The organism is Vibrio albus (genome assembly GCF_003144035.1).
GTDB classification, from domain to species: Bacteria; Pseudomonadota; Gammaproteobacteria; order Enterobacterales; family Vibrionaceae; genus Vibrio; species Vibrio albus.
In genome coordinates, this window is record NZ_QFWT01000003.1 from 18,880 (window position 1) to 39,086 (window position 20,207).

At 43.8% G+C, this 20,207-nt stretch carries 19 protein-coding genes and 1 pseudogene; 8 read left to right on the forward strand and 12 right to left on the reverse strand.

Annotated features, from left to right (window positions below; translation table 11 throughout):
• Positions 1 to 22 precede the first annotated feature (22 nt).
• Complete coding sequence (locus tag DI392_RS06270) at positions 23 to 499, reverse strand: YehS family protein (RefSeq protein WP_109319057.1); 477 nt, start codon at positions 497 to 499, stop codon at positions 23 to 25.
• A gap of 540 nt (positions 500 to 1,039) precedes the next feature.
• On the opposite strand from DI392_RS06270, the gene DI392_RS06275 reads away from it, so the two are divergent.
• Positions 1,040 to 1,249 carry a hypothetical protein gene (locus tag DI392_RS06275; protein ID WP_109319058.1) on the forward strand — a complete coding sequence of 70 codons (210 nt, stop codon included), beginning with the start codon at positions 1,040 to 1,042 and terminating at the stop codon, positions 1,247 to 1,249.
• Between the two features lie 83 nt (positions 1,250 to 1,332).
• Here DI392_RS06275 and DI392_RS06280 read toward each other — a convergent pair whose 3' ends face one another.
• From DI392_RS06280 to DI392_RS06300, 4 genes are all read right to left on the reverse strand, one after another.
• The gene (locus DI392_RS06280) at positions 1,333 to 1,620 is read right to left on the reverse strand and encodes a YkgJ family cysteine cluster protein (RefSeq protein WP_109319059.1); all 288 of its coding nucleotides are present in this window, start codon (positions 1,618 to 1,620) and stop codon (positions 1,333 to 1,335) included.
• 6 nt (positions 1,621 to 1,626) lie between these two features.
• Positions 1,627 to 1,764 (reverse strand): adenosine deaminase, encoded by a 138-nt coding sequence (locus tag DI392_RS06285; protein WP_109319060.1) that lies wholly within the window; start codon positions 1,762 to 1,764, stop codon positions 1,627 to 1,629.
• Positions 1,765 to 2,166: 402 nt separating this feature from the next.
• Positions 2,167 to 2,379 carry a transcription antiterminator/RNA stability regulator CspE gene (cspE, locus tag DI392_RS06295; protein WP_109319062.1) on the reverse strand — a complete coding sequence of 71 codons (213 nt, stop codon included), beginning with the start codon at positions 2,377 to 2,379 and terminating at the stop codon, positions 2,167 to 2,169.
• Between the two features lie 229 nt (positions 2,380 to 2,608).
• On the reverse strand, positions 2,609 to 2,827 hold the full coding sequence (locus DI392_RS06300) for a hypothetical protein (RefSeq protein ID WP_109319063.1): 219 nt from the start codon (positions 2,825 to 2,827) through the stop codon (positions 2,609 to 2,611).
• Positions 2,828 to 2,876: 49 nt separating this feature from the next.
• Between DI392_RS06300 and DI392_RS06305 the strand changes: the two are divergent.
• From DI392_RS06305 to DI392_RS06315, 3 genes and pseudogenes are all read left to right on the forward strand, one after another.
• Positions 2,877 to 2,990: pseudogene (locus DI392_RS06305) on the forward strand (IS630 family transposase); the annotation flags it as partial.
• Between the two features lie 311 nt (positions 2,991 to 3,301).
• A complete protein-coding gene (locus DI392_RS06310; RefSeq protein WP_109319064.1) occupies positions 3,302 to 4,195 on the forward strand; it encodes a PAS domain S-box protein in 894 nt (297 codons plus the stop codon).
• Positions 4,196 to 4,282: 87 nt separating this feature from the next.
• Positions 4,283 to 5,566, forward strand: a complete 1,284-nt coding sequence (locus DI392_RS06315) for a bacteriohemerythrin (RefSeq protein WP_281259822.1) — start codon at positions 4,283 to 4,285, stop codon at positions 5,564 to 5,566.
• Between the two features lie 351 nt (positions 5,567 to 5,917).
• Here the strand turns inward: DI392_RS06315 and DI392_RS06320 are convergent, their stop codons facing one another.
• Entirely contained in the window at positions 5,918 to 6,916 is a 999-nt protein-coding gene (locus DI392_RS06320; RefSeq protein WP_109319066.1) for a branched-chain amino acid aminotransferase, read from the reverse strand.
• 394 nt (positions 6,917 to 7,310) lie between these two features.
• Here DI392_RS06320 and DI392_RS06325 point away from each other — a divergent pair, with 394 nt between their 5' ends.
• Both DI392_RS06325 and DI392_RS06330 read left to right on the forward strand, forming a co-directional pair.
• Positions 7,311 to 8,510: a DEAD/DEAH box helicase gene (locus DI392_RS06325; protein ID WP_109319067.1), complete on the forward strand. Its 1,200-nt coding sequence runs from the start codon at positions 7,311 to 7,313 to the stop codon at positions 8,508 to 8,510.
• Positions 8,511 to 8,718: 208 nt separating this feature from the next.
• The gene (locus DI392_RS06330; RefSeq protein ID WP_109319068.1) at positions 8,719 to 9,798 is read left to right on the forward strand and encodes a T6SS phospholipase effector Tle1-like catalytic domain-containing protein; all 1,080 of its coding nucleotides are present in this window, start codon (positions 8,719 to 8,721) and stop codon (positions 9,796 to 9,798) included.
• A 113-nt stretch (positions 9,799 to 9,911) separates the two neighbouring features.
• On the opposite strand, the gene cspE (DI392_RS06335) is transcribed toward DI392_RS06330, so the two are convergent.
• Both cspE (DI392_RS06335) and DI392_RS06340 read right to left on the reverse strand, forming a co-directional pair.
• The gene (cspE, locus tag DI392_RS06335) at positions 9,912 to 10,124 is read right to left on the reverse strand and encodes a transcription antiterminator/RNA stability regulator CspE (RefSeq protein ID WP_109319069.1); all 213 of its coding nucleotides are present in this window, start codon (positions 10,122 to 10,124) and stop codon (positions 9,912 to 9,914) included.
• A gap of 299 nt (positions 10,125 to 10,423) precedes the next feature.
• On the reverse strand, positions 10,424 to 11,806 hold the full coding sequence (locus tag DI392_RS06340; protein ID WP_109319070.1) for a DEAD/DEAH box helicase: 1,383 nt from the start codon (positions 11,804 to 11,806) through the stop codon (positions 10,424 to 10,426).
• A 259-nt stretch (positions 11,807 to 12,065) separates the two neighbouring features.
• Here DI392_RS06340 and DI392_RS06345 point away from each other — a divergent pair, with 259 nt between their 5' ends.
• Positions 12,066 to 12,806: a type 2 periplasmic-binding domain-containing protein gene (locus DI392_RS06345; RefSeq protein ID WP_109319071.1), complete on the forward strand. Its 741-nt coding sequence runs from the start codon at positions 12,066 to 12,068 to the stop codon at positions 12,804 to 12,806.
• Here DI392_RS06345 and DI392_RS06350 read toward each other — a convergent pair.
• Both DI392_RS06350 and miaE read right to left on the reverse strand, forming a co-directional pair.
• Complete coding sequence (locus DI392_RS06350) at positions 12,794 to 13,723, reverse strand: YeiH family protein (RefSeq protein ID WP_109319072.1); 930 nt, start codon at positions 13,721 to 13,723, stop codon at positions 12,794 to 12,796. The two genes, DI392_RS06345 and DI392_RS06350, sit on opposite strands and share 13 nt — an antisense overlap.
• A 174-nt stretch (positions 13,724 to 13,897) precedes the next feature.
• A complete protein-coding gene (gene miaE / locus DI392_RS06355) occupies positions 13,898 to 14,656 on the reverse strand; it encodes a tRNA isopentenyl-2-thiomethyl-A-37 hydroxylase MiaE (protein ID WP_109319073.1) in 759 nt (252 codons plus the stop codon).
• A 280-nt stretch (positions 14,657 to 14,936) separates the two neighbouring features.
• Between miaE and DI392_RS06360 the strand changes: the two genes are divergently transcribed.
• Entirely contained in the window at positions 14,937 to 15,974 is a 1,038-nt protein-coding gene (locus tag DI392_RS06360) for a hypothetical protein (RefSeq protein WP_146194522.1), read from the forward strand.
• Positions 15,975 to 15,981: 7 nt separating this feature from the next.
• On the opposite strand, the gene DI392_RS06365 is transcribed toward DI392_RS06360, so the two are convergent.
• Both DI392_RS06365 and DI392_RS06370 read right to left on the reverse strand, forming a co-directional pair.
• Entirely contained in the window at positions 15,982 to 17,889 is a 1,908-nt protein-coding gene (locus DI392_RS06365) for a sensor histidine kinase (RefSeq protein ID WP_109319075.1), read from the reverse strand.
• The gene (locus tag DI392_RS06370; protein ID WP_109319076.1) at positions 17,886 to 20,135 is read right to left on the reverse strand and encodes an EAL domain-containing response regulator; all 2,250 of its coding nucleotides are present in this window, start codon (positions 20,133 to 20,135) and stop codon (positions 17,886 to 17,888) included. Before DI392_RS06370 ends, DI392_RS06365 begins: the two co-directional genes overlap by 4 nt.
• Positions 20,136 to 20,207: the final 72 nt, after the last annotated feature.

Sequence of the window (20,207 nt, forward strand, 5' to 3'; positions counted from 1 at the left end):
CTCTCTTATTTTACCTTCAGGATTACGCTTCGTGCTTATCTTCGGGGCGTAGCTGAAGTTGAACGCCCATTAGGAAGTTGCGTAGAATCTGGTCCCCACATTCGCGGTAATGTTTGTTATCAGGCTTACGGAAAAATGCACTCAGTTCATGCTTGCTCAATTTAAAATCAGCAACTTTTAGTGTTTCAAGAATATCTTCTGCTTTCATGTTTAGAGCAATTCGAAGCTTGATAAAGATCATATTGTTGGTCAGACGGCTTTCTGGCGTTTGCTGTTCACCTTCGCGCTTACCACGCTTAGTGTTGATCAAACCATTCAGGAACACAGCCAAATCGGTATCTGCCGCATCACAGTAATCCGTATCTTCTTCCTTTTTCAACCAGTTAGCGATTTGAGTTTTAGTTACTGTGTGGTCTGCTGCTGCAAAGATCTCAACCATTTCTGTATCTTTAAAATCGAAGGTGTAGCGGATGCGGCGAAAAATATCGTTATTAGTCAAAATAATTCCTAAATAAAAGTATGAACTGTACGGCCTAGACGCCGGACTGCCTAGTTAATGGTGCGCACTTTACCACAGCACGATTAAAAAGCGCCAACTCTTCCAGCCTCAATGCTTTGTTCTGTCCAACCCGTAATCCTTTGCTCCAACCACCTACAGTAATACGCCCCGTTTATTGGTAACAAGAGACACTAAAGTAAGGCACAAGGCTGTAATCAAAGGGACGAAAGGGGCTAGCTGAATATCCTGCCGCTAACTCACTTTCCGGCCAAAGCGAGTTGGGTGTTCGCAATATCCTTGAGTTAGTATATTAGGAATGTTGGTAAGAAACTTTCTTACGGAAAATAAGAGAATAAGCCAAATTTGCTGTTTATTCATGCATTTCTATGCTGACTTTTATTACATTTCTGGTTATAACTATCTGATTTTCTGTACTCGGATTTGCTAGCTTATTTTGCACGTATCACCATCTTATCGCTGAAACCATAAAGTATCCTAAACTTATTTTCGTTGTTTTTTTACAACGAAAAGGAACAGGTTATGTGCGTTCGCAATTTTCGCCTTCCTACCGATACAGAGTTAAGCAGCATTATTCCAGTATTAGAGCAAGAAAAGTACGATGACTTTCTACCTCTAGAGTTGTTATCTCAAGGGTACGGCAGTCGTAATTTTAACATCCTACAAGCTACAGAATGGGTTCGTGAGTTGATGGATGATAAATGTCCAAGTCCAACAGCTGTAGGAAAATAATAAAGTTAGAATCTCCTTACTAACATGGCTCATCTGGATAAGAAGATTTATCACAATCACAATCACGAAGCCTAAGCCCTCACCTACCTGAAATTGTGCACCTCTAGGCACTCATAAGAGCCCATCTCAAACTCTCGACATATCCAAGTACGGTTTTCATAAATACTGCACATGAAAGTTTCTCGGTCTAAAGCTGAGCACCAACCATCTGCTAGCCTAAGCATTGTCTCTCCGCCCCAAGCATCTCGGCTTATATGTTCCTCTGGAACAGATGTGTCTGAAATAATCATAACCTCAAGGCGACAACAGCAAGCCTTACAGTTAGAACAACTAATTTCTGGTTCTATTTCGCTTTTGATGGGTATACTCATGGGCGTTTACAGTTCAAATAATCTTTCTAGATCGCGTTCATTAAGAATATCTTCGATTTTTCTTCTTGTTGATTTTGAATTCTTGTTATCACTTTCAATTGGTTTGTTTTCTTTTTTAGGTGACTTTTTTTTACTCTTATTCATATGAGCCTTCCTTAACATAGTAATCAGTAAATTTTGAAAGTACCTAGGTTAAACCCTATGTCTGATAAGATATCTCCCATCATATTTGACTCAGAAAATGTAAATTCTAGATTATGCAGTTTGGAATGAAGTTTTGGAAAAATGTGACGTCGTAGGATATCACTATTGAGTTGATGTATGCTTTCTGACCAGTTTGACTGTTCATCTTCTAAGTAAAACTCTATTTTGAACATACTTTAAGCTTGTCTTTACTTGGTTGTGTGTGTTTACCACATGATTTTTTATACCAGTATCGCTGGCGACTTGTTCTTCGAGACAATAAAACTCCAGAATTTTAAGTGTATTAAAATCTTTATTGGGAAAGATGGTAGGTGTAATGTACTCACATTACACCCAATGCTGCTATAGAGCGATTACATTTGATGCTTGAGGGCCTTTTTGACCTTGCTCTACATTAAAGCTCACTTTTTGGCCTTCAGCTAGAGTTTTAAAGCCTTCAGATGCGATAGCTCTGAAATGTACAAACACATCAGCACCACCATTATCTTGTGAAATAAAGCCAAAGCCTTTCGTTTCGTTAAACCACTTTACTGAACCAGTTGTTTTAGTTGACATAGATACCTCTAAGAAATTAATAATATTGAAACTGCGAGCAAATGCTATTTAAAAAACTTTGATGAGAAGCAATCGCAGGAGCTAAACGAAGGTATCGAAAGGAAACTGAGAGAAGGCTTGTACTAAATTTTCACTAATAGCTCGTTTGCAAGAGCTATGCGCACTATACAGGTTGTTTGGAAAATGAACAGCTTTATTTTATGTTTTTCACAACCTGTAGATTAGAGTTTTAGATAAACTGATACAGCGGTAGCGCACTTGTCTTTATGCGGCCTTGATGCATAAAGATGCCAATCGGAATTCCGCTATTGTTCTTGATCAGTGAAAGGTTTTGTCCATTTCCTGTCACGCCAACCACTGCTAGAAACGGTGGTTTTTGACGTTTTGCAATACCAAAAGTTATCCGAAGGGTAAATTCTGTCCGACGAGCCCAAGTAGCTTTATCCAATATGCTTCTCAGGGGTTTGCGACGACATCGGTGTCAGCGACAGAAGACGTTTATCTCCGCCATCAAAGAATTATTCGACGCGATATTGCCAGAAGTAGCAGGCTCGCTGGCATCCAGAATTACGGATAACTTTCAGTTATTGAAACCTGTATCTTCAAGTTGAACGGGTATACAGATATAATGGGCAGCAATGCAAACTAACAACAGATTCTTTAGTGACGTTACTGTGTCTTGCTATGACGGCAATTACCTGTACAACTGAGAACCCAAGTATTCTGATTTGAACGACTGCAAAAAGGTAAGCAGACACTTATTTGTTGTGGTGCAATATCTGGATTTGCTGAATGGCATTCATAGGAAGAAATCTCCTATTTCAAGGGGGAGGTATTACATGCTTGAAGTCAGCGCAGAAGTCATGCGTCTTCTGGTGTAACATAAGATTTTCAACGGGTCACATCGAAATTTACTGAAAATATGGACGCATCCAATAAAGATAACAATATTCCTGATGTGGAAACTAATGTACTAGTTTACGCAGAAAAGCTGAATTTGCTTTATAGCCAGTCAGCCGCAGCTTCTATTCTCAGCATTCTCAATTGTGCTCTTCTGACAGGTATTTTGTGGAATAAAGCTGATCGTCTGATTTTGATAGGCTGGTTCAGTGCGGTTCTTGTGGCTACGGTAATACGTGTATTGTTATTTGTGCGTTATTTTCGGGTAGCTCCAGTGGGTGATATGGTGCTTAAATGGGAACGTCCATACAGTTTTAGCCTGTTTATCAGTGTCACAATTTGGGTTGTCGGTTGTATTTATGCTGTTTACGGATTGCCCCTGCTAGATAAGCTAATTGCTTTTTTTTTCCTGATGGGCATGTCAGCGGGGGCTATTTCTGTTTATAGCGCAATTCGTTATATGGCCCTGGTAACTGTTGGCGTTCTATTGATGCCAATGACCTTGGTTTTTCTAGCTTCTGGTGAGGCTACTCAAATACTGATAGCCATCGCTGTTACAACATTTACACTGTCCGCATTACGTTCAACCAAAGTCTTGTCCGAAAACCTTTCTAGGGTCTTTTCTTTAACCCACCAGTTGATAGATAAGACGGTGAAGCTTGACTGGGCACGTAAATTGGCAGAAACGGCTAATAATAATTTGCATGAAAAAGTTGAAGTTATAGATCGCCACGTCATGATTTCATCGACCGATTTGAACGGTATTATCACTGATGTTACGGAGGCTTTCTGCAAACTTACGGGATATAGTAAAAACGAATTGGTTGGGAAAAATCATAATATTTTACGCGATCCGGAAGTGCCTCCTGATTTTTACAAGGATTTGTGGCAAACAATTCTATCCGGGGAAACCTAGCAAGGCGAAATCCAGGATCTGAAAAAAGATGGAAGTTTTTATTGGGCTGATACATTAATTGAGCCTGATTTTAATGAAGAAGGAGAAATAGTAGGTTACACCGCATTTCGACATGACGTCACCGATAAAAAGCTTGCCCAGCATCTAGCCGTTACAGATAACCTGACTGGCCTATATAACCGGAACAAGATCGAAGAAGTTTTAGATTCGGAACTAATACGATTCAAGCGTTATGAGCATTCATTCTCCATCATTATCATAGATATTGATTTCTTCAAACAGGTTAATGACGCTCATGGTCATCAAGTTGGTGATGATGTATTAGTAGGTTTTGCACAACTGACTAAAGCTTCGGTGCGTTCTTCAGATACTGTCGGTCGCTGGGGAGGTGAAGAATTTATCATTATATGTCCCGAGGCCGATGAGGCAGCAGCCAATATGGTTGCTGAAAAAATAAGAAGCAATCTGGAAAATTACCGCTTCTCAGTTGCTGGTCAAAAAACTGCCAGTTTTGGTGTCTCTACCGCGATAAAAGATGAAAGCAAGGATGACTTGGTGCGGCGGGCGGACGATGCGCTTTATAGGGCAAAGCATAATGGTCGTAATCGTGTTGAATGCTCAAATACAAAATTAGCCAGTGTCATTGCGACTCATCTTACTTGGAGGAAGGCTGTTGAATCCTCTTTTGAAGCCAAGGAACAAAAGGCTCATGATCCAAAAGTTTTGGAAAATGACAGGGCTTGTGGACTAGGTCAGTGGATTTACTCCGATGAAGGAAAGAATGCAATTGACGAACAGCTTTATCACGATTTACTGACTATTCATAAACAATTACATCAAGCCGCTGCCGAAACTTTACGCCGATACCAGGTTGGTCTAAAAGAGCAAGCACTACAATGCAGAAGTAATTTTGATGATCTATCAAACCAGTTAATCGATATGATCAGGCTTTGTGAAGTTCATCTATCTGAGCTTGTAAAACCCATTGTATGGACGGATAGCTATTTGGTAGGTAATGATATAATCGATGCTCAGCATAAGGCTATCATCATGATCATCAACCGTTTGATAAAAAATGCAGATGATCCTGTGGTGCTGACTGATATAATGGCTGAATTAGTTGATTATGGTCAGACGCATTTTCATGATGAAGAGCGTGTGATGAGCAGTATCGACTATCCAGGAATGGCTCAGCATTCCAAGCTTCATGGTGAGTATCTCAGGAAGGTTTCTCATTTTTCTACAGACTTTAGCATTATGGGGAAAGTAGATACCAAAGAACTCATCAACTTTATGCGTCATTGGTGGCTTGAGCATATCATCAAGGAAGATCAACAAATCAAACCTTATTTAAATAAGAGGGCAGAATGACAGGATATGCCAATTATTGTTGCAAATTGCGCTAGCTCTTTGATTGTTGCCCATCATTTATGTCAACTTTAACTGCAAACAACACCGCTTTTATTAGCGGCTTTTTCTATCTAATACTTTTCAAATCAGGGGATTACCCCTATCAATGGCTTGTTTTTTCACTTGGTACTGAATTCCGGCCGAGTTTCATGTTGTTTTTCCGCCTCCCTAATGTTAGCAATTGGAGTGTAAAACCGGAGTCTCTTTATAGTTGGGCTTACTTTGAGCATGGATCGCTTATTGTTGGTTGATAATAAAAAGCCAGCGGCAATGCGCTGGCTTTCTATTATCAATTAATACGGTAAGGCCAAATTAAGCGATTTTAGTTAGCCAGTTGTGTGTATCGGGTGCTTTGCCCCACTGAATATCGTTCAGAGCTTGGCGCAGTTTCTGCGCGATAGGGCCAACCTCTCCTGAACCGACTTTGACGTCTTGACCGTTGTGGATCAATGTGCCAACTGAGGTCAATACCGCCGCAGTACCTGAAAGCATGGCTTCTACGCCAGGTTTTGCTGCACGCTCTAACAGCTCTTCTACAGAAACTTCACGCTCAGTGACTGTCATACCAAGATCTTTAGCAATGGTCAGAATACTTGAACGGGTGACACCGTGCAGGAAGCTTGAGTCCAGTGCTTTAGTGATGATTTCGTTACCGTCCACCAACAGGAAGTTCGCCGCACCTGTTTCTGTGATGTAGCCATTTGGACAGAATAGTACCTGATCTGCCTGGTATTTTTCTTTTGCTTCCATTGTCGGGGACAGGGCGCTGGCATAATTACCACCACTCTTGATCATACCCATGTGTGGTGCACAACGCTGGCCCGTTTCATCCAGTAGCAGACGCAGGGCATGCGCACCACCGGCGAAGTAATCGCCTACCGGAGACAGTAAGACGTAAACCATTGATGATTCTGAAGGCGCTGCTGCTTTACCGACTGCAGCTTCTGTACCGATGTGAGTTGGACGAATGTACATTGAACCTGGTGGTTCTGGTACTTCTGATGCGTGTTCGGCCACAATATCAATGATCATCTTTGATACTTGCTCTTTATCCAGCTCAGGCAGAGAGAGCAACTTGCTGCTTTGCGCGAAACGGTCGATGTTTTGATCCATTCGAAAGACGTGTACGCTACCATCTTCATGGCGAAATGCTTTCAAGCCTTCAAAACAGGTGCTTGAATAATGTAAGACGTGAGCACCCGGGTGTAGTGAGATGCTGTCTGATGTGACGATCTGAGAGTCAGTCCATTGATTATTTTCGAAAGTTGCTAATGCCATTTTCGGCATAAACACGCTACCAAAAGCCGCCATTATTAGTTCCTACTGAATGAAATTAAGAAAAGGGTGTGCCTTAAGTTTGGGCAGGCGATTAGATTGGATGTCCAAGACTTAATCACAAAATACTAAAACAGATCGAGCGTATAAGGAAGTAAGATTGGTGAATTCAGGCTATTTATTAAAATTTTGAAGGAAATTGGATAAATCAGCGGCAAGATGACAGAGAATCACGGCTTTGTAACCTAGGCTAAATGATCAATACTGGTGTGAGTGATGGTCGTGTTTGTATAATTAAGTGGTTTTGATTGGTGATTATGACGGTTTAACACTATACTCCGCGCTTTCGGTGGTGTCGTTAACAACTCAATATAGTTAACGGTTCGATGTTACATCGCTGTCTTCTTATCGAATGTTACATGAGGTTGTTATGTCTTTTGAATTCCTTAATCTGCATCCGTCACTCATTCAGGCTGTGGCTGATGCCGGTTATACCAAGCCGACGGATATCCAGAACAAAGCCATTCCACAGGTGCTTAAAGGGCATGATTTGATTGCTGCAGCCCAAACCGGAACAGGTAAAACGGCCAGTTTTGTGCTACCTGTTTTGAATAAGTTGCTGGATGGAAAGACGGAAAAGAAAAAACGGTTTCGTGCACTGATTGTGGTACCAACACGCGAACTGGCGATTCAGATTGAACAGAAAATCCGGCTTTATGCTCAGCATACCGATTTGGTCTGTACAGCGGTATACGGCGGAACCGATGAAAAGCTTCAGAAACAGGCGCTTATTGAAGGCTGTGATATCTTAATTGCGACTCCTGGCAGGCTGCTTGACCTTTATGGACAACGTGCACTTTACTTTGAAGAAGTCGAACTGTTTGTGCTGGATGAAGCTGACCGTATGCTGGATATGGGCTTCATTGATGATATTAACCGTATCGTTACCCGGCTCCCGGAAGAGGCGCAACATCTTCTGTTTTCGGCGACATTGTCGAATAAAGTCCGCGATCTTGCTAAAACAGCAACTCATAACCCTTATGAAATTTCGATTGCGGCTAAGCAGGCATCAAAAAGCTCTATCGAACAGTGGATAATCACGGTCGACAAAGATAAAAAATCCGCACTGCTCAGCCATTTGATTCAAACCCACCAATGGCGTCAGGCTCTGATCTTTATTGAAACCAAACACGGTGCGGCAAAGCTGGTGACTCAGTTGGAAAAGCGCGGCATTGTTGCAGAAGCTTTTCACAGTGGTCGCAGTCAGGCGGTGCGTACTCAACTACTGGACGATTTCAAAGCCGGAAAAGTTCAGTACCTTATCGCGACCGGGGTGGCTGCCCGAGGTATTGATATTATTGATCTTCCGCTTGTTATCAATTACGACTTGCCATTCCCTGCCGATGAATATGTCCACCGCATTGGGCGAACAGGGCGTGCCAGCGCCAAAGGTGAAGCCATCTCTCTGGTGTCTAAAGACAACTTCAAAAACCTGTGCATGATAGAAAGCCGCCTGGGTCACTTATTGGAGAGAAGGGTGGTGGAAGGTTTTGAGCCTAAAAAGGAAGTGCCGGTGTCAATTTTAAATTATGTGCCTAAGCACAAAAGAAAAGAACCTGAACAAAAGTAAAAGCTCATAGCAGCAAAGTATCCCTTCTGATAACAGAGCTTCGACATGTGTCGAAGTTCTTTTTATTTGCGGCAAAGGAAAAGTTAGGGCACCCGTAAATATTGGAAACTTAACTCTGAAAAGAGCGATAGAACTCTAGACTGTGGCTTCAGGTAATAGGCAACTGAATGGTCCGGTTGTCAGCCAGTGCGACAGAAAGGAGTCATCTATGGCCAGGTTATATCTTTTTAGTTTTGACGGAACCTGTAATTCTCCCGAAGATGCCATTCAGGAAGTCGATGAGAAAGGGCAGGCTGAAGATAGCAGTATCACCAATATTCTCAAGCTTCACCTTTTATGTGGCGGCTCTCTGGCTGAGCAAGGTAAAGGCTGGAGTCGTTCCCAGTATTGCTATTACTATGCAGGTATCGGTACTTATGGCAGCTGTCTTCGGAAAGCGCTGAATACGATATTTTCTCCGGAAGGCTGCGATGTCCGGCATATCTTACGCCGGGCAATGGACGATTTTGATGCACTGAATTTCAACGCCAATACAGATACCCTGTTAATTACCGGTTTTAGTCGGGGTGCTGCACTTGCCCGGCGGTTTGCCAAGCTGGTGGGGGATAGAGTATCCGAACCTTGTATCTATGAGGCCGTTTTTGACACTGTTGCTTCCATTAATATACCAAACCTGAGTCAGTGGGACAGACCAGAGTCTGAAGTGGTTTTTGAAAACCATTCCCTGCCTGACAATGTGATTAAAGCTCTTCATCTGGTTTCTCTGGATGAGAAGCGCAGTGCATTTCAGCCTACATTAATGAATCAGGAAGATAAGGTCACAGAGGTGTGGTTTCCTGGTGCTCATGCCGATGTCGGTGGTGGCTATTGTAAAGATGGGCTGTCTGACATGACTCTGCGCTATTGTATTAACTGGCTTTATGATTCAGGTGTTGGAATAGAAATCAGACAAGCACAGGATATTAACTATACTTCGGTGCTTCCTTGCGGTGTTGAGTACGATATCTGTGAGGATGATATTACTCTCAACCCGACCCACCTTGGGGTGAGTCATGCTCAGGAGCGCTGGTTTCCGGTGAGTTTAATAACGCTACGTGACCGGCATTGTTGTGTGATAGAAAATGACAGAATATCTGATCAGTTGCCGCTTGTTCACTGGTCTGTGGCCGAGCGAATTTGTCATAACCCGGACTATCGTCCTCAGTCGTTAAAGAACGTGAAACATCTGCTGGTTTATCAGGATAGTAAGCGTGTCCTATCTGAGGGTATCGCGGCTCATATTGAGTAGCGTCTTGATAAGAATCGCTCAGGTGGCTGGATGACGGAAATTAATAAGCCGACCCAAAATGGTCGGCTCTATTATGCGGGCAACAACTAATATTGCCCGAATGCTTCTGAAACTTACAGAGTAGTAACGTTAGCAGCTTGAGGGCCTTTCTGGCCTTGTTCGATTTCAAAAGAAACTTTCTGACCTTCAGCCAGAGTTTTGAAACCGTCAGAAACGATTGAACGGAAGTGTACGAATACGTCAGCGCCGCCGTTGTCTTGAGAGATGAAACCAAAACCTTTAGTTTCGTTAAACCATTTTACAGAACCAGTTACTTTATTTGACATGTGATGTCCCTTAATAAAACTTTTTAAGATAAATTACGATTGCGCTGAGGGTAAATTATTAAATGTAGCTATGAAGTTAAGGGATAAAACTAAGGATAACGAAATTCTAAGGTTTAACTTTTACTATGCATATTCATCAATAACTCTGCCTTACAGAGCAAAGATGATGTTATAGCAAATCTCGGCGATGTAAAGGTTTATTTTCATCAGTTGTTATCTTTTCTACTTTAATCTGAAAAGATAACAACTGGCGGCATAGCCGCCATGTTTAAGAGATAACATTCAGGTAAAGACCAACATTAGTTCGACGTTGAACGCGTTTTATGCTGCTGGCCGGAACGGTGATTAGAGCGTGATTTATTGGCTCCATGTCTGTTCGTTTTGTTCGGTTTACCATTGGGCTGGCTTTTATTTTTTTGTGTTGCCTTTTTCTCCGGAGCCGCTTTTTTTGCAGGAGCAGACTGCTCACCGTGAGCTTTTGGTTTCTTTGGCTTTTTCGGTTTTTTAGGTTTGATTGGGCGAGTGTCCAGTTTTGACTCTGGTAATACATTCGTCGGTTTATACCCCGGTAAATCCATACGAGGTAATAATTGCTGGGTCAGGCGTTCAATCGCGAATAGCTCTGGTGCTTCTATTGCGCTCACCAATGATATTGCTTTACCGGCTTCACCCGCGCGACCTGTTCGGCCAATACGGTGAACATAATCTTCTGCTACTTTTGGCAGATCAAAATTGACCACTTGTGGAAGCTGTGGAATATCAATCCCCCGAGCCGCAATATCTGTCGCTACCAGAATACGGGTCTCACCAGATTTAAAACCAGCCAGTGCTCTGGTCCGGGCTCCCTGACTTTTATTGCCATGGATAGCGGCAGCAGTAAGGTCTTGTTTGTTAAGAAAGTCTGTCAGCCTGTTGGCTCCGTGTTTTGTCTTGGTAAACACCAGAACTTGTTGCCAGTCACCGTCTTTAATCAGTTTGACCAACATCGGCGCTTTCTTTTTTACATCAGCAGGGTAGATACACTGCTCAACGGTTTTGGCGGTGGAGTTGTTTGGATTGACAGAGATTTCGACCGGGTTATTCACCAGTCCTTTCGCCAGATCCCGAATCTCGTTAGAAAACGTTGCAGAGAACAATAAGTTCTGACGTTTTTCAGGAAGCAGAGCCAGGATCTTACGGATATCGCGAATAAAGCCCATATCCAGCATACGGTCAGCTTCATCAAGCACCAGAACTTCTATCTGATCAAATTTAACCGCTTTCTGGTTATAGAGATCCATCAGGCGTCCCGGTGTTGCGACCAGTACATCTGCGCCTTTGCGCAGGCGTAGCATCTGAGGATTAATCTTCACTCCGCCAAATACCACGGCACTGCTTAATGGTAAGTTACGACCATACATAAACACACTTTCCTGAACCTGAGCGGCTAATTCACGGGTAGGCGTCAGAACAAGAGCTCGAACATGATTGCTTTTAACCTTCGGGCCTTGTGAAAGGCGCTCCAGAATTGGCAGAGTAAAGCCTGCGGTTTTCCCTGTTCCGGTCTGAGCTGCCGCCATAACATCTTTGCCTTCTAATACAGCAGGGATTGCTTTGGCCTGAATAGGAGAAGGGGTGTCGTATCCTTTTTCTTGTATCGCTTTAAGGATCGGTGCAGAAAGACCTAACGAGGTAAAACCCATAGTTGATTCCATTTATTAATAATATGAATGCCCGCACCTAGACTCAGGATGCGAAAAGTGCGCCATTCTGAGGCTTTGGGGCTTTGGTAGCAACTATTAATTTATCTGGGACTCTTCTGCGCGATTGCGCTTTGGTGCTCACTTGCCTTAAATCAAAGCTTATCGAATATTCAGGTGTGAAATGTTTGATAGCATTCTATATTGATCTTATGAATGTTTCTTAAATCAAGACAGGCAACCTTAAGCAAAAAAACTCACTATGAAAGCTCATCACGCTATTGTGTTACTGGCTACTTTACTTACTTTTCCTGTGTATGCGGGAGAGCAGCTGTATTTTGCCCGAATCCGTTATAGTCCTATACAGAACGTCGGGGAAAAAGTCATGATGGAGGTCTATCGCCGGGCGAACGTGGATATTGTCGTTAAGGCGCTTCCGGCAAAAAGAGCTGAGTATGAAACAGTAAGAGGTGACCGGGATGGTGAGATCATGCGGATACATGCTTATTGCAATGAACACTCACCACTGTATCGGATCCCATATTCACTCGGTGACGTTAAGACGCAGATTTATGTGCGCGAAGCGCTGTCCCAGATCCGCGTGGAAGAGGTAAGCACTTATCGTGTTGTTGTGGTCAGAGGGGTCAGACATACCAATATCTATGTGAAAAACTTCGAGCATGTTCTGGAAGTTGATGATGTTGCTGAGGCAATGAAGTTGCTGGCCGGCAAAAGAGTGGATGCCGCCGTGGTTAGTCAGTTTAATGGTGAGTACGAAATTAGAGCTCAGAATCTTACTGGCATCGTGCCACTTTCTGATCCCGTTGTTGTTCAGGGAAATTACCACTATATCAATAAAAAATACCCGCATATTATTCAGAAAATTGAAAGCACACTGAAAATCATGCATGACTCTGGCGAGTTACACGCACTGTGGGACAGGTTTGCCGCTGAAGAGTTGAATAAGTTTGTTTCTCCGGACGACGGATCTCAGGCGGAATGATGCATAATCCAGTACAGAGAGGAAACCGAGATAGTTACCCAAAGCCCTGTTCCAAACAGTAAAGGCTTAGCACCCGCTGCCCGGATGCGGTTGAAAGTTAAACTGCAACCAATAAGAAACAGGCAAATGACTAGCATGTGTTTCGCAATCGCGAAGATCACATGATACAGAGCCTGAAACTGAGGCAAGGCCTCATGAAAATAGACCACCAGACAATAAAACAGAATAAAATAAGGAATGGTGATTTTCTTCGATTCATTACGGAACATAAAAGTACTCAGAAAAGAAACCGGAACAATCCATAATGCCCGCGCGAGTTTTAGGGTGGTTGCAGTTTTTAAAGCCTCTTCCCCGTAAGCAGAGGCAGCCCCGACGACAGAAGAGGTATCATGGATAGCAATGGCTGCCCATGTGCCAAACATTTGCTGATCCATATTCAGAGCATGCCCTATCATCGGGAAGGCAAACAGCGCGATTGAATTAAGTACAAATACCGCACCCAGAGCCAGCGCCATTTGATCGTCATCTGCTTTAATGGCAGGCCCTACTGCGGCAATGGCACTTCCTCCACAAATAGCCGTTCCTGAGGCAATTAAATAACCGGTTTTTTTGGCTAATCCTACTCTGACACTGATAAAAAAGCCGATCAGCAATGTACAAAAGATGGAGGTCATAATGAGCCCCAGACCATGAGAGGTCACGGATAAGGCTTTATGTAATGGGATGCCAAACCCCAGGCCGACAATAGAATATGAAAGAAGCTTTTTTGTGATTTTGGAGAGAGGCACTGTGGCTGGAACAAAGCCAAATGTTGCGAAACCAAGGCCGATGATGAGCGCTACCGGAGAGCTGACATAAGGCGTAGTACAGAGCAGAATACCAAGAGTAAACAGAACGAATTTGAAATTCTGATTCATGACAATTTAATCCCAAACCTATAATGAAACCTATTGTATAGAAGAGAGCTTGGTCAATAAATCTTAATATATTTAACTATATGTTTAGTTTAACTGAACATGTATGGGGGTTAATCAGCATAACAAAGACTGCAGTGTGACCTGCAGCCCTTATTTTTCGGCGGAGTGTGGGCGTTATAGAGCAGGAGAACCGGAGTGGAATTTAAAATCGGTATCCGGCTCAGTGATTAAACCGGCTTCAGCCTGCGCAAAGAATGCGATGCGTTCGGAGATATCACATCCGGCAATGAGCTCTGCCAGGGTTAAGTAATCTTGATAGTGCCTGGCTTCGGAGCGCAGCAGTGATACATAGAACTTGCCGATTTCCGGATCCAGGTGTGGGGCGAGTTTAGCAAACCGTTCGCATGACCGGGCTTCAATAAATGCACCAATAATTAATTTATCAATAAAAGCTTCTGGCTCATAAGTCCGTACGTGCTTCATCATCCCTTTGGCGTAGCGGGAAGCCGGAATGGGTTCATAGGGAATCTGGTTCTCTTCAAGAATGTCTAGTACCTGACAGAAGTGGTGTAACTCTTCCCGGATCAGCAGAACCATTTTATCTATCATGTCTTGTCCATAAGCGCATGCAGGCCGGGGCACTATTGATTTTGACAACAGATTTTTACTTTTTAGTGTGTTGGCATCACCCATTCGTTTATAGGCAAACTTTTCATACGGCTCGATAAGTCTGGACAGCTGTTCCGAGCTTTCTTCGGTAAGGACATACCGTTTAAGCAGAAATACGGCACTTTGAGCGGCTTTCAGTTCACACAGTAAATGATCCCGCAAAATCACTGACAAGTTTTCAGTCTTTTTTGCTTCTTTAATCCAGGCGTCTGGTGTTGAGCATTTTAAAAAAGTATTAATGGGCTCTAATAAGTGTTGATACATGGTCAATAATATTTGGCTGATCTTTATTTATTCTCCGATACTACCACACAAAATACGTCTTACTGCTTTACATCCAACAACTTCAAACATGCCTATGGCATTTATTCTCTGGCACATGTTGTTTTAAAGGTGCGGAAGGAAGGTATCGGTGTACATAATCCCTCAGAGATAGTTGCGAAAGCACAGACACCGATTTTTCGCTATGCTGTTGGTTGTAATCTGACGGCAGTGGCGAGTATTAGACGTAATGGTTTTTCAGTATTTAAAAATAGTAAGTGTGGTGATACTAATTACCTTCTCACAGGCATCGGCGGCGAAGACAGTACTCATCTTACTCTCAGGACACAAAACGCTTCCCTGGACCCAGTCGGTTGTTAAGGGCATAGAGATACAGCAGGCTGAATATCGGGAGAAGGGTATAAAGGATATAAACGTTTATATTGAGTACCTTAATTTATTTAAGCACCCTCAGGAACCTAATGATCAGCGGCTTTTACAGATAGAGAAAAAATATGCCCAAAAAAAGATTGATCTGATACTCACTGAAGGTGTGGCCGGATCGGTGTTTGTGGAGAAAACAAAAGATTTTTACCCAAAAGAAAGCCGGTATGAGCGTCCGATATTTATGAATTTTAATACGGCAGGCGTTGGGAGAGAGAATAGCTTTGACATACAGCCCGGCTACGATACCTTGTTAGAGATCATTCATCGTTTAATGCCTTCTTTACAAAGGGTTATTTTCGCGGGGAGCCTTAAGAACCCTGAGCTGATAAAAATACGCCAGGCGACAGAACGGGTGCTGGATCGTGAGCCCGAGTTCTGGACTGCAGGTTTTTCCAGAGAAGATATCGAGAGTTATACCCGGACACTCACTCACAATGATGTCATTGTTCTTCAACCACGTTTGATTGAGCAAAATAGCGGCAGACGTTATGTTCCTCACCAAGTTGCCGAAGTGTTGTCTGAGGTATCGAAAGCGCCGATCTTTACCCGATACAGGAGCCTTCTCGGTTCTGGCATTGCCGGGGGGTACCTGTTGTCAGGACTAGAGGTGGGTAAAACCCTGATAAAAACTGCTCATACGCCGACTTTAAATTGGCCTCAGACGAGTTTCAATATTTGTGAGTTTGATAAAAGCGCGCTTGAACATTGGCGCATCGATATTTCTCGGCTTCCTGACGGTTCTGAACTCATTAACGACCCGGATACCGGATTTTTTCCGTTTGACTGGGAGAGCTTGCGGGCTATTTTTTCCTTACCGGATCATAGAGAAGATGAGTTGGATCAGGTATGCCGCTGGCATAAAAAAATGGACTAATACCGCCCTAATCTTCCGGTAAATGTAATTCGAGTGTCTGGGGTAGCCTTATTATAAAGGTAGTGCCTTTTTCAGAAGTGGTCTGAACCGTTATTGTACCTTTGAGAGAAGCAGTGACCCACTGATGCACAAAATGCATACCTAAACCAGTATTACCCTGAGTGCGTTTACTGGTGACGAAAGGGTCAAACAGATTAGGTAAAATTTGAGGATCAATGCCTCTGCCATTATCGGACACCTTGAGGATGATCGTCTGGTCATGTTGTTCTGCACTAATGCGCAGTTTTCCACCGATTTCCGGTTCAAAGGCATGGTGGATGGCATTCATAATAAGATTTTGCAGCACCTGAGAAATGATACCCGGTGTACCAGACATTTGGATGTCAGTGATGTCCAGGTTTGTGGTCACCCTTGCTACTTTTAATCGGTGGTGCAGGGTTTTGATAAGATCGTTGATCACCTGACTCAGACTAAATGACACGATGTCTTCTTTGGCCCGGTCGATAGCCAATCGCTTGAAGCTGCGGACCAGTTCCGCTGCACGTTGTTGATTGTCTTCAACCAGGTCTAAGCCTTGCTTATTCTCCTCTATAAAGCGCTCTAATGCGCTTTTTGTTAACCCTGTTCTGAATGACTCGGCAAGTCGGTTATGTTCGATACGCTGCTTTGATGCAGCCATTATCGCAGCGCCTAACGGTGTGTTAAGTTCATGCGCGACACCGGCAACCATCATCCCCAATGCGGACAGTTTTCGAGACTCAACCAGATCGTTCTGCATGAGCTGCTGCTGCTTCAGGAGGTTTTGTGTATATTCAGCCGACTCTTCCAATAGTTGCTTATCTAACGCCAGTTCTTCGTTAAGGGTAATCAGTTCCATTCCGGCCAGCCTTTCCCGGTTAAGGACCCATAACCCAAAGAGGAAAATGACAAAACCGGAGAGAAGCCCCGGCCAGGCTGCCAGCCGCTTCTGTTGATCTACAACCGGTGTTGGTGTCATGGCAATAAAACAGATCTCTGTATCCTGAGCATTTTGGGTATTCGGAACGGCCTGGTTAACCATGTCCATACATTTGTAGCTGACCAGGCCGAATTTAACTTCACTTCCCTTGGCGATTTCTTTTTTCTGGATTTGTTGCCACAGTTCGGGGTGGAGTGTTTGCATGTTGTTCTGAGGCATTTTCAGGCTGTGTCCCCATTCCAATTGCACTTCCGGGTGCAGAATCCAGTAGCCATGGCTGTCAACGATTTGTATTTGCACGAATTCAGAGTCTAAAGAACGAATGGAATTCAATAAATGGCCTATATCGTAATTGAGTATCAACAAGCCTGGATGTAGCTGCTTCTTTGTTCCGGTTTTTAGTAGCACACGAGCCGTCGGGCGGTAAGGTATCTCCACTTGTCCGCGTTCAATGTTAAGATCCAGGCTTGAAAGATATACTACGCCTTCAGGGGTTTTAAGACCTTGCTGTACATAATATCGGCTGGACTTATTCTGTAAGTGGTCGGGGGAAACAATAGAAGGGGTGCCATTTTGTACATTCACCCGGACCTGCTCCATTCCCTGACTATCAACCCAACGAACCTGCATTAACGATTCTATGCCCCGTACAAATGAGGAAAACAGGTTGTCAGCTAAATCCCGGTTGATTTCTCTGTTTTTATCCAGAGCGGCGGATAATGAAGGCACTTCGTGCAATAGCTGGATAGCATGCTTCATATCCCCGACTCCCCGGCTAAACAGCACCTGAGCACGGGCCAGACGCATTTCTTGCTCGAGCAAGATGTTGTCGAGACGTTTGTCCCGGTTATTCTGGTATATGAGCCATGCAATTAAGAATGAGATGGCAAGCCCTGAAAACAGAAGCATTAAAGAGCTACGGAATAAGGTTTGTGACGGATGTTCACTGCGTCTCATCGTCGTTCCGCGTAATGTTGTCTGAGCCAGAGAACCAGTTCATCAACCGGCATAGGTTTAGCGTAGAGGTAGCCCTGTGCGAAGTAGCATCCTCTTTTTAACAGTTCATCACGCTGAATGTCGGTTTCAACACCTTCGGCAACCACGTCAAACCCAAACTGAGAGGCCAGACTCATGACAAGTTCGACAACCTGCTGACTGGCTGTATCTGTATCCAGATGGGCCACAAATGCGATATCGATTTTTATCGTATCCGCGGCAAGTTGTGAAATATGAGATAGGGATGAATAGCCGGTTCCGAAATCGTCGATACTGATATGAACTCCAGCCTTATGCAGGCGCTCAAGAATGGGGTTAATTTGCTCGTACGATTCCATTGCCTGAGTTTCGGTAATTTCAATATCAACCAACTCTGACCTCACCAGACCGTCCTTGATGGCATCCAGAATAAGGTGAATATACTTAGGGTTGGCCAGATCTTTTACTGTGGCATTAAAAGAGATAGGCAGTCGGAACCCTGCCTGATCAAGCTCATGGATAGCCTCGATCGCTAGCTGGACTACGATAGGGTCAAGTTTGGTGATCAGTCCGGTCTGTTCTGCCAGTGGAATGAACTCGCCCGGTGGGATAATTTTACCCTGCTTTTTCCATCGTAATAGTGCTTCAAACCCAATCGGGTGGCCATCCCGCATGTCAATTTTGGGTTGAAGTGCCAAATAAAATTCATGGTTGTCTATCGCTTCTCTCAGGTCTCCAAGAGTCTGATAATCGTGCAGTAATTGCTCCCTATACTTGGGGTGATAGGTGAAATAAGCCTTTCCCTGCTGGCGAGCGTAATAAAGCATGCTTTTCGTCAGATGCAGTATTTGCAGCGCCGGTAAGTTTTTCATCAGAGCGAGATCGGTTCGTACGATAGTCAGTGTATGTCGTATAGTACACTCTTGTAGCTCATTCGCCTGATTGGTCAGGTTCATCAGTGCGGTATCGGTCTGGCTGTGCCGTTTGTGTAATAACACAGCAAAGCCGTCAACGCTTATTCTGGCTACCGCTATATGAGGGCTGCATACCTGACAGATATTTTCATAAATAGCAGCCACTGTCTGAAGCAGAAATATCTCGTCGAAAGACAGGACATGGGAATCAAAATGGTCGATTTCCAGCACCAGAAGTTCCGACTCCTGCATGTCGAGGTCATTCATCGCATCCAGCTCCCGGAGCAGCCAGTTTCGGTTGTTTATCTGTAACTCTGAGTCCTGGTAAGCCAGCCGGGATAACTGGTTTACCAACGCTATCTGCATAAAACCAGAACTGATGTTTTCACTGAATACCTGTAACAGATGGATATGATAGTCACTCAGGTCTCGCTTTGCTTCTGCCATGACCAGATAGTAATGCGTATCTTCACAGTCAACGGCAAAATAGAGTACAGAACGGTTTTGTTCAAACTGATGGCTATGTTCTGATATGGCCTGCCTGCAAAGCGTACCAAACTTGTCTTGCAGTTTTTTGGGCAGAGCATTCCCTAACACCACATCATCTATACCGGTGGCAGCAACCACTCTTACGTCTTTACATTGTTGTTCGGAGCGGGTGGGCTTTATTTGGGTGACACAGAGGATCAGATCGTCACCACCCCCGATGATATGACCGATCTCTTTGATCACGACCTGAATAAACGACTCCGTGTCGTATTTTCTGGCCAGGTGACGAGAGGCATCAACGACCATTTGTAAGCCTATTCGGGCTTGCTCTAATTCATACATGGATTGCCATGAGCGTAAGTTTGCGGCAACGACCGATCTTAGCGTGTCATAGTCTATCTCGGACTTATTCCAGTATTCATTAATATCATATTTGTGCATCACCTCTTTACGAGGGGCGACACCGGGTTGTCCGGTCAGAAGAATGATACGAATCAGCGCATTGCCCTGAATATTGCGAATGGTTTCAACCAGCCTGAGGCCCGCATCATCCTTTTCCATCACCACATCTAACAAGATTAACGCGATATCATCATGTTGTGTAAGCACACAAGCGGCCTCTGTTGCCGAACTTGCGGTAAGTAACTCAACAGGCTGCCCGTTTATCATAAAATCACGCAGACTATAGAGTATTGATTGCTGGTAACTTGGGTCATCATCTACCGACAGGATTTTCCCTGACCTGAAGAGTGGCCCGTTGCCTGAACGGTCTGGAGGAGGTGCATTGTCGGATTCATCCAGAAATACAAAGTGCTCATCTGACATATACGAGAACCTCTTATTGATGTAATCGACTCAGATCCTGTTCCAGTAGGTGAAAATAGAAATCGATAATGG

What these genes read in the sequence shown, in the direction of transcription:
- cspE (WP_109319069.1), bottom strand. Translation starts at nt 10,124, where the DNA reads ATGTCAAATAAAGTAACTGGTTCTGTAAAATGGTTTAACGAAACTAAA.
- DI392_RS06330 (WP_109319068.1), top strand. Translation starts at nt 8,719, where the DNA reads ATGGCCAGGTTATATCTTTTTAGTTTTGACGGAACCTGTAATTCTCCC.
- DI392_RS06340 (WP_109319070.1), bottom strand. Translation starts at nt 11,806, where the DNA reads ATGGGTTTTACCTCGTTAGGTCTTTCTGCACCGATCCTTAAAGCGATA.
- DI392_RS06275 (WP_109319058.1), top strand. Translation starts at nt 1,040, where the DNA reads ATGTGCGTTCGCAATTTTCGCCTTCCTACCGATACAGAGTTAAGCAGC.
- DI392_RS06310 (WP_109319064.1), top strand. Translation starts at nt 3,302, where the DNA reads ATGGACGCATCCAATAAAGATAACAATATTCCTGATGTGGAAACTAAT.
- DI392_RS06280 (WP_109319059.1), bottom strand. Translation starts at nt 1,620, where the DNA reads ATGAGTATACCCATCAAAAGCGAAATAGAACCAGAAATTAGTTGTTCT.
- DI392_RS06325 (WP_109319067.1), top strand. Translation starts at nt 7,311, where the DNA reads ATGTCTTTTGAATTCCTTAATCTGCATCCGTCACTCATTCAGGCTGTG.
- DI392_RS06285 (WP_109319060.1), bottom strand. Translation starts at nt 1,764, where the DNA reads ATGAATAAGAGTAAAAAAAAGTCACCTAAAAAAGAAAACAAACCAATT.
- DI392_RS06320 (WP_109319066.1), bottom strand. Translation starts at nt 6,916, where the DNA reads ATGGCGGCTTTTGGTAGCGTGTTTATGCCGAAAATGGCATTAGCAACT.
- miaE (WP_109319073.1), bottom strand. Translation starts at nt 14,656, where the DNA reads ATGTATCAACACTTATTAGAGCCCATTAATACTTTTTTAAAATGCTCA.
- DI392_RS06350 (WP_109319072.1), bottom strand. Translation starts at nt 13,723, where the DNA reads ATGAATCAGAATTTCAAATTCGTTCTGTTTACTCTTGGTATTCTGCTC.
- cspE (WP_109319062.1), bottom strand. Translation starts at nt 2,379, where the DNA reads ATGTCAACTAAAACAACTGGTTCAGTAAAGTGGTTTAACGAAACGAAA.
- DI392_RS06345 (WP_109319071.1), top strand. Translation starts at nt 12,066, where the DNA reads ATGAAAGCTCATCACGCTATTGTGTTACTGGCTACTTTACTTACTTTT.
- DI392_RS06365 (WP_109319075.1), bottom strand. Translation starts at nt 17,889, where the DNA reads ATGAGACGCAGTGAACATCCGTCACAAACCTTATTCCGTAGCTCTTTA.
- DI392_RS06370 (WP_109319076.1), bottom strand. Translation starts at nt 20,135, where the DNA reads ATGTCAGATGAGCACTTTGTATTTCTGGATGAATCCGACAATGCACCT.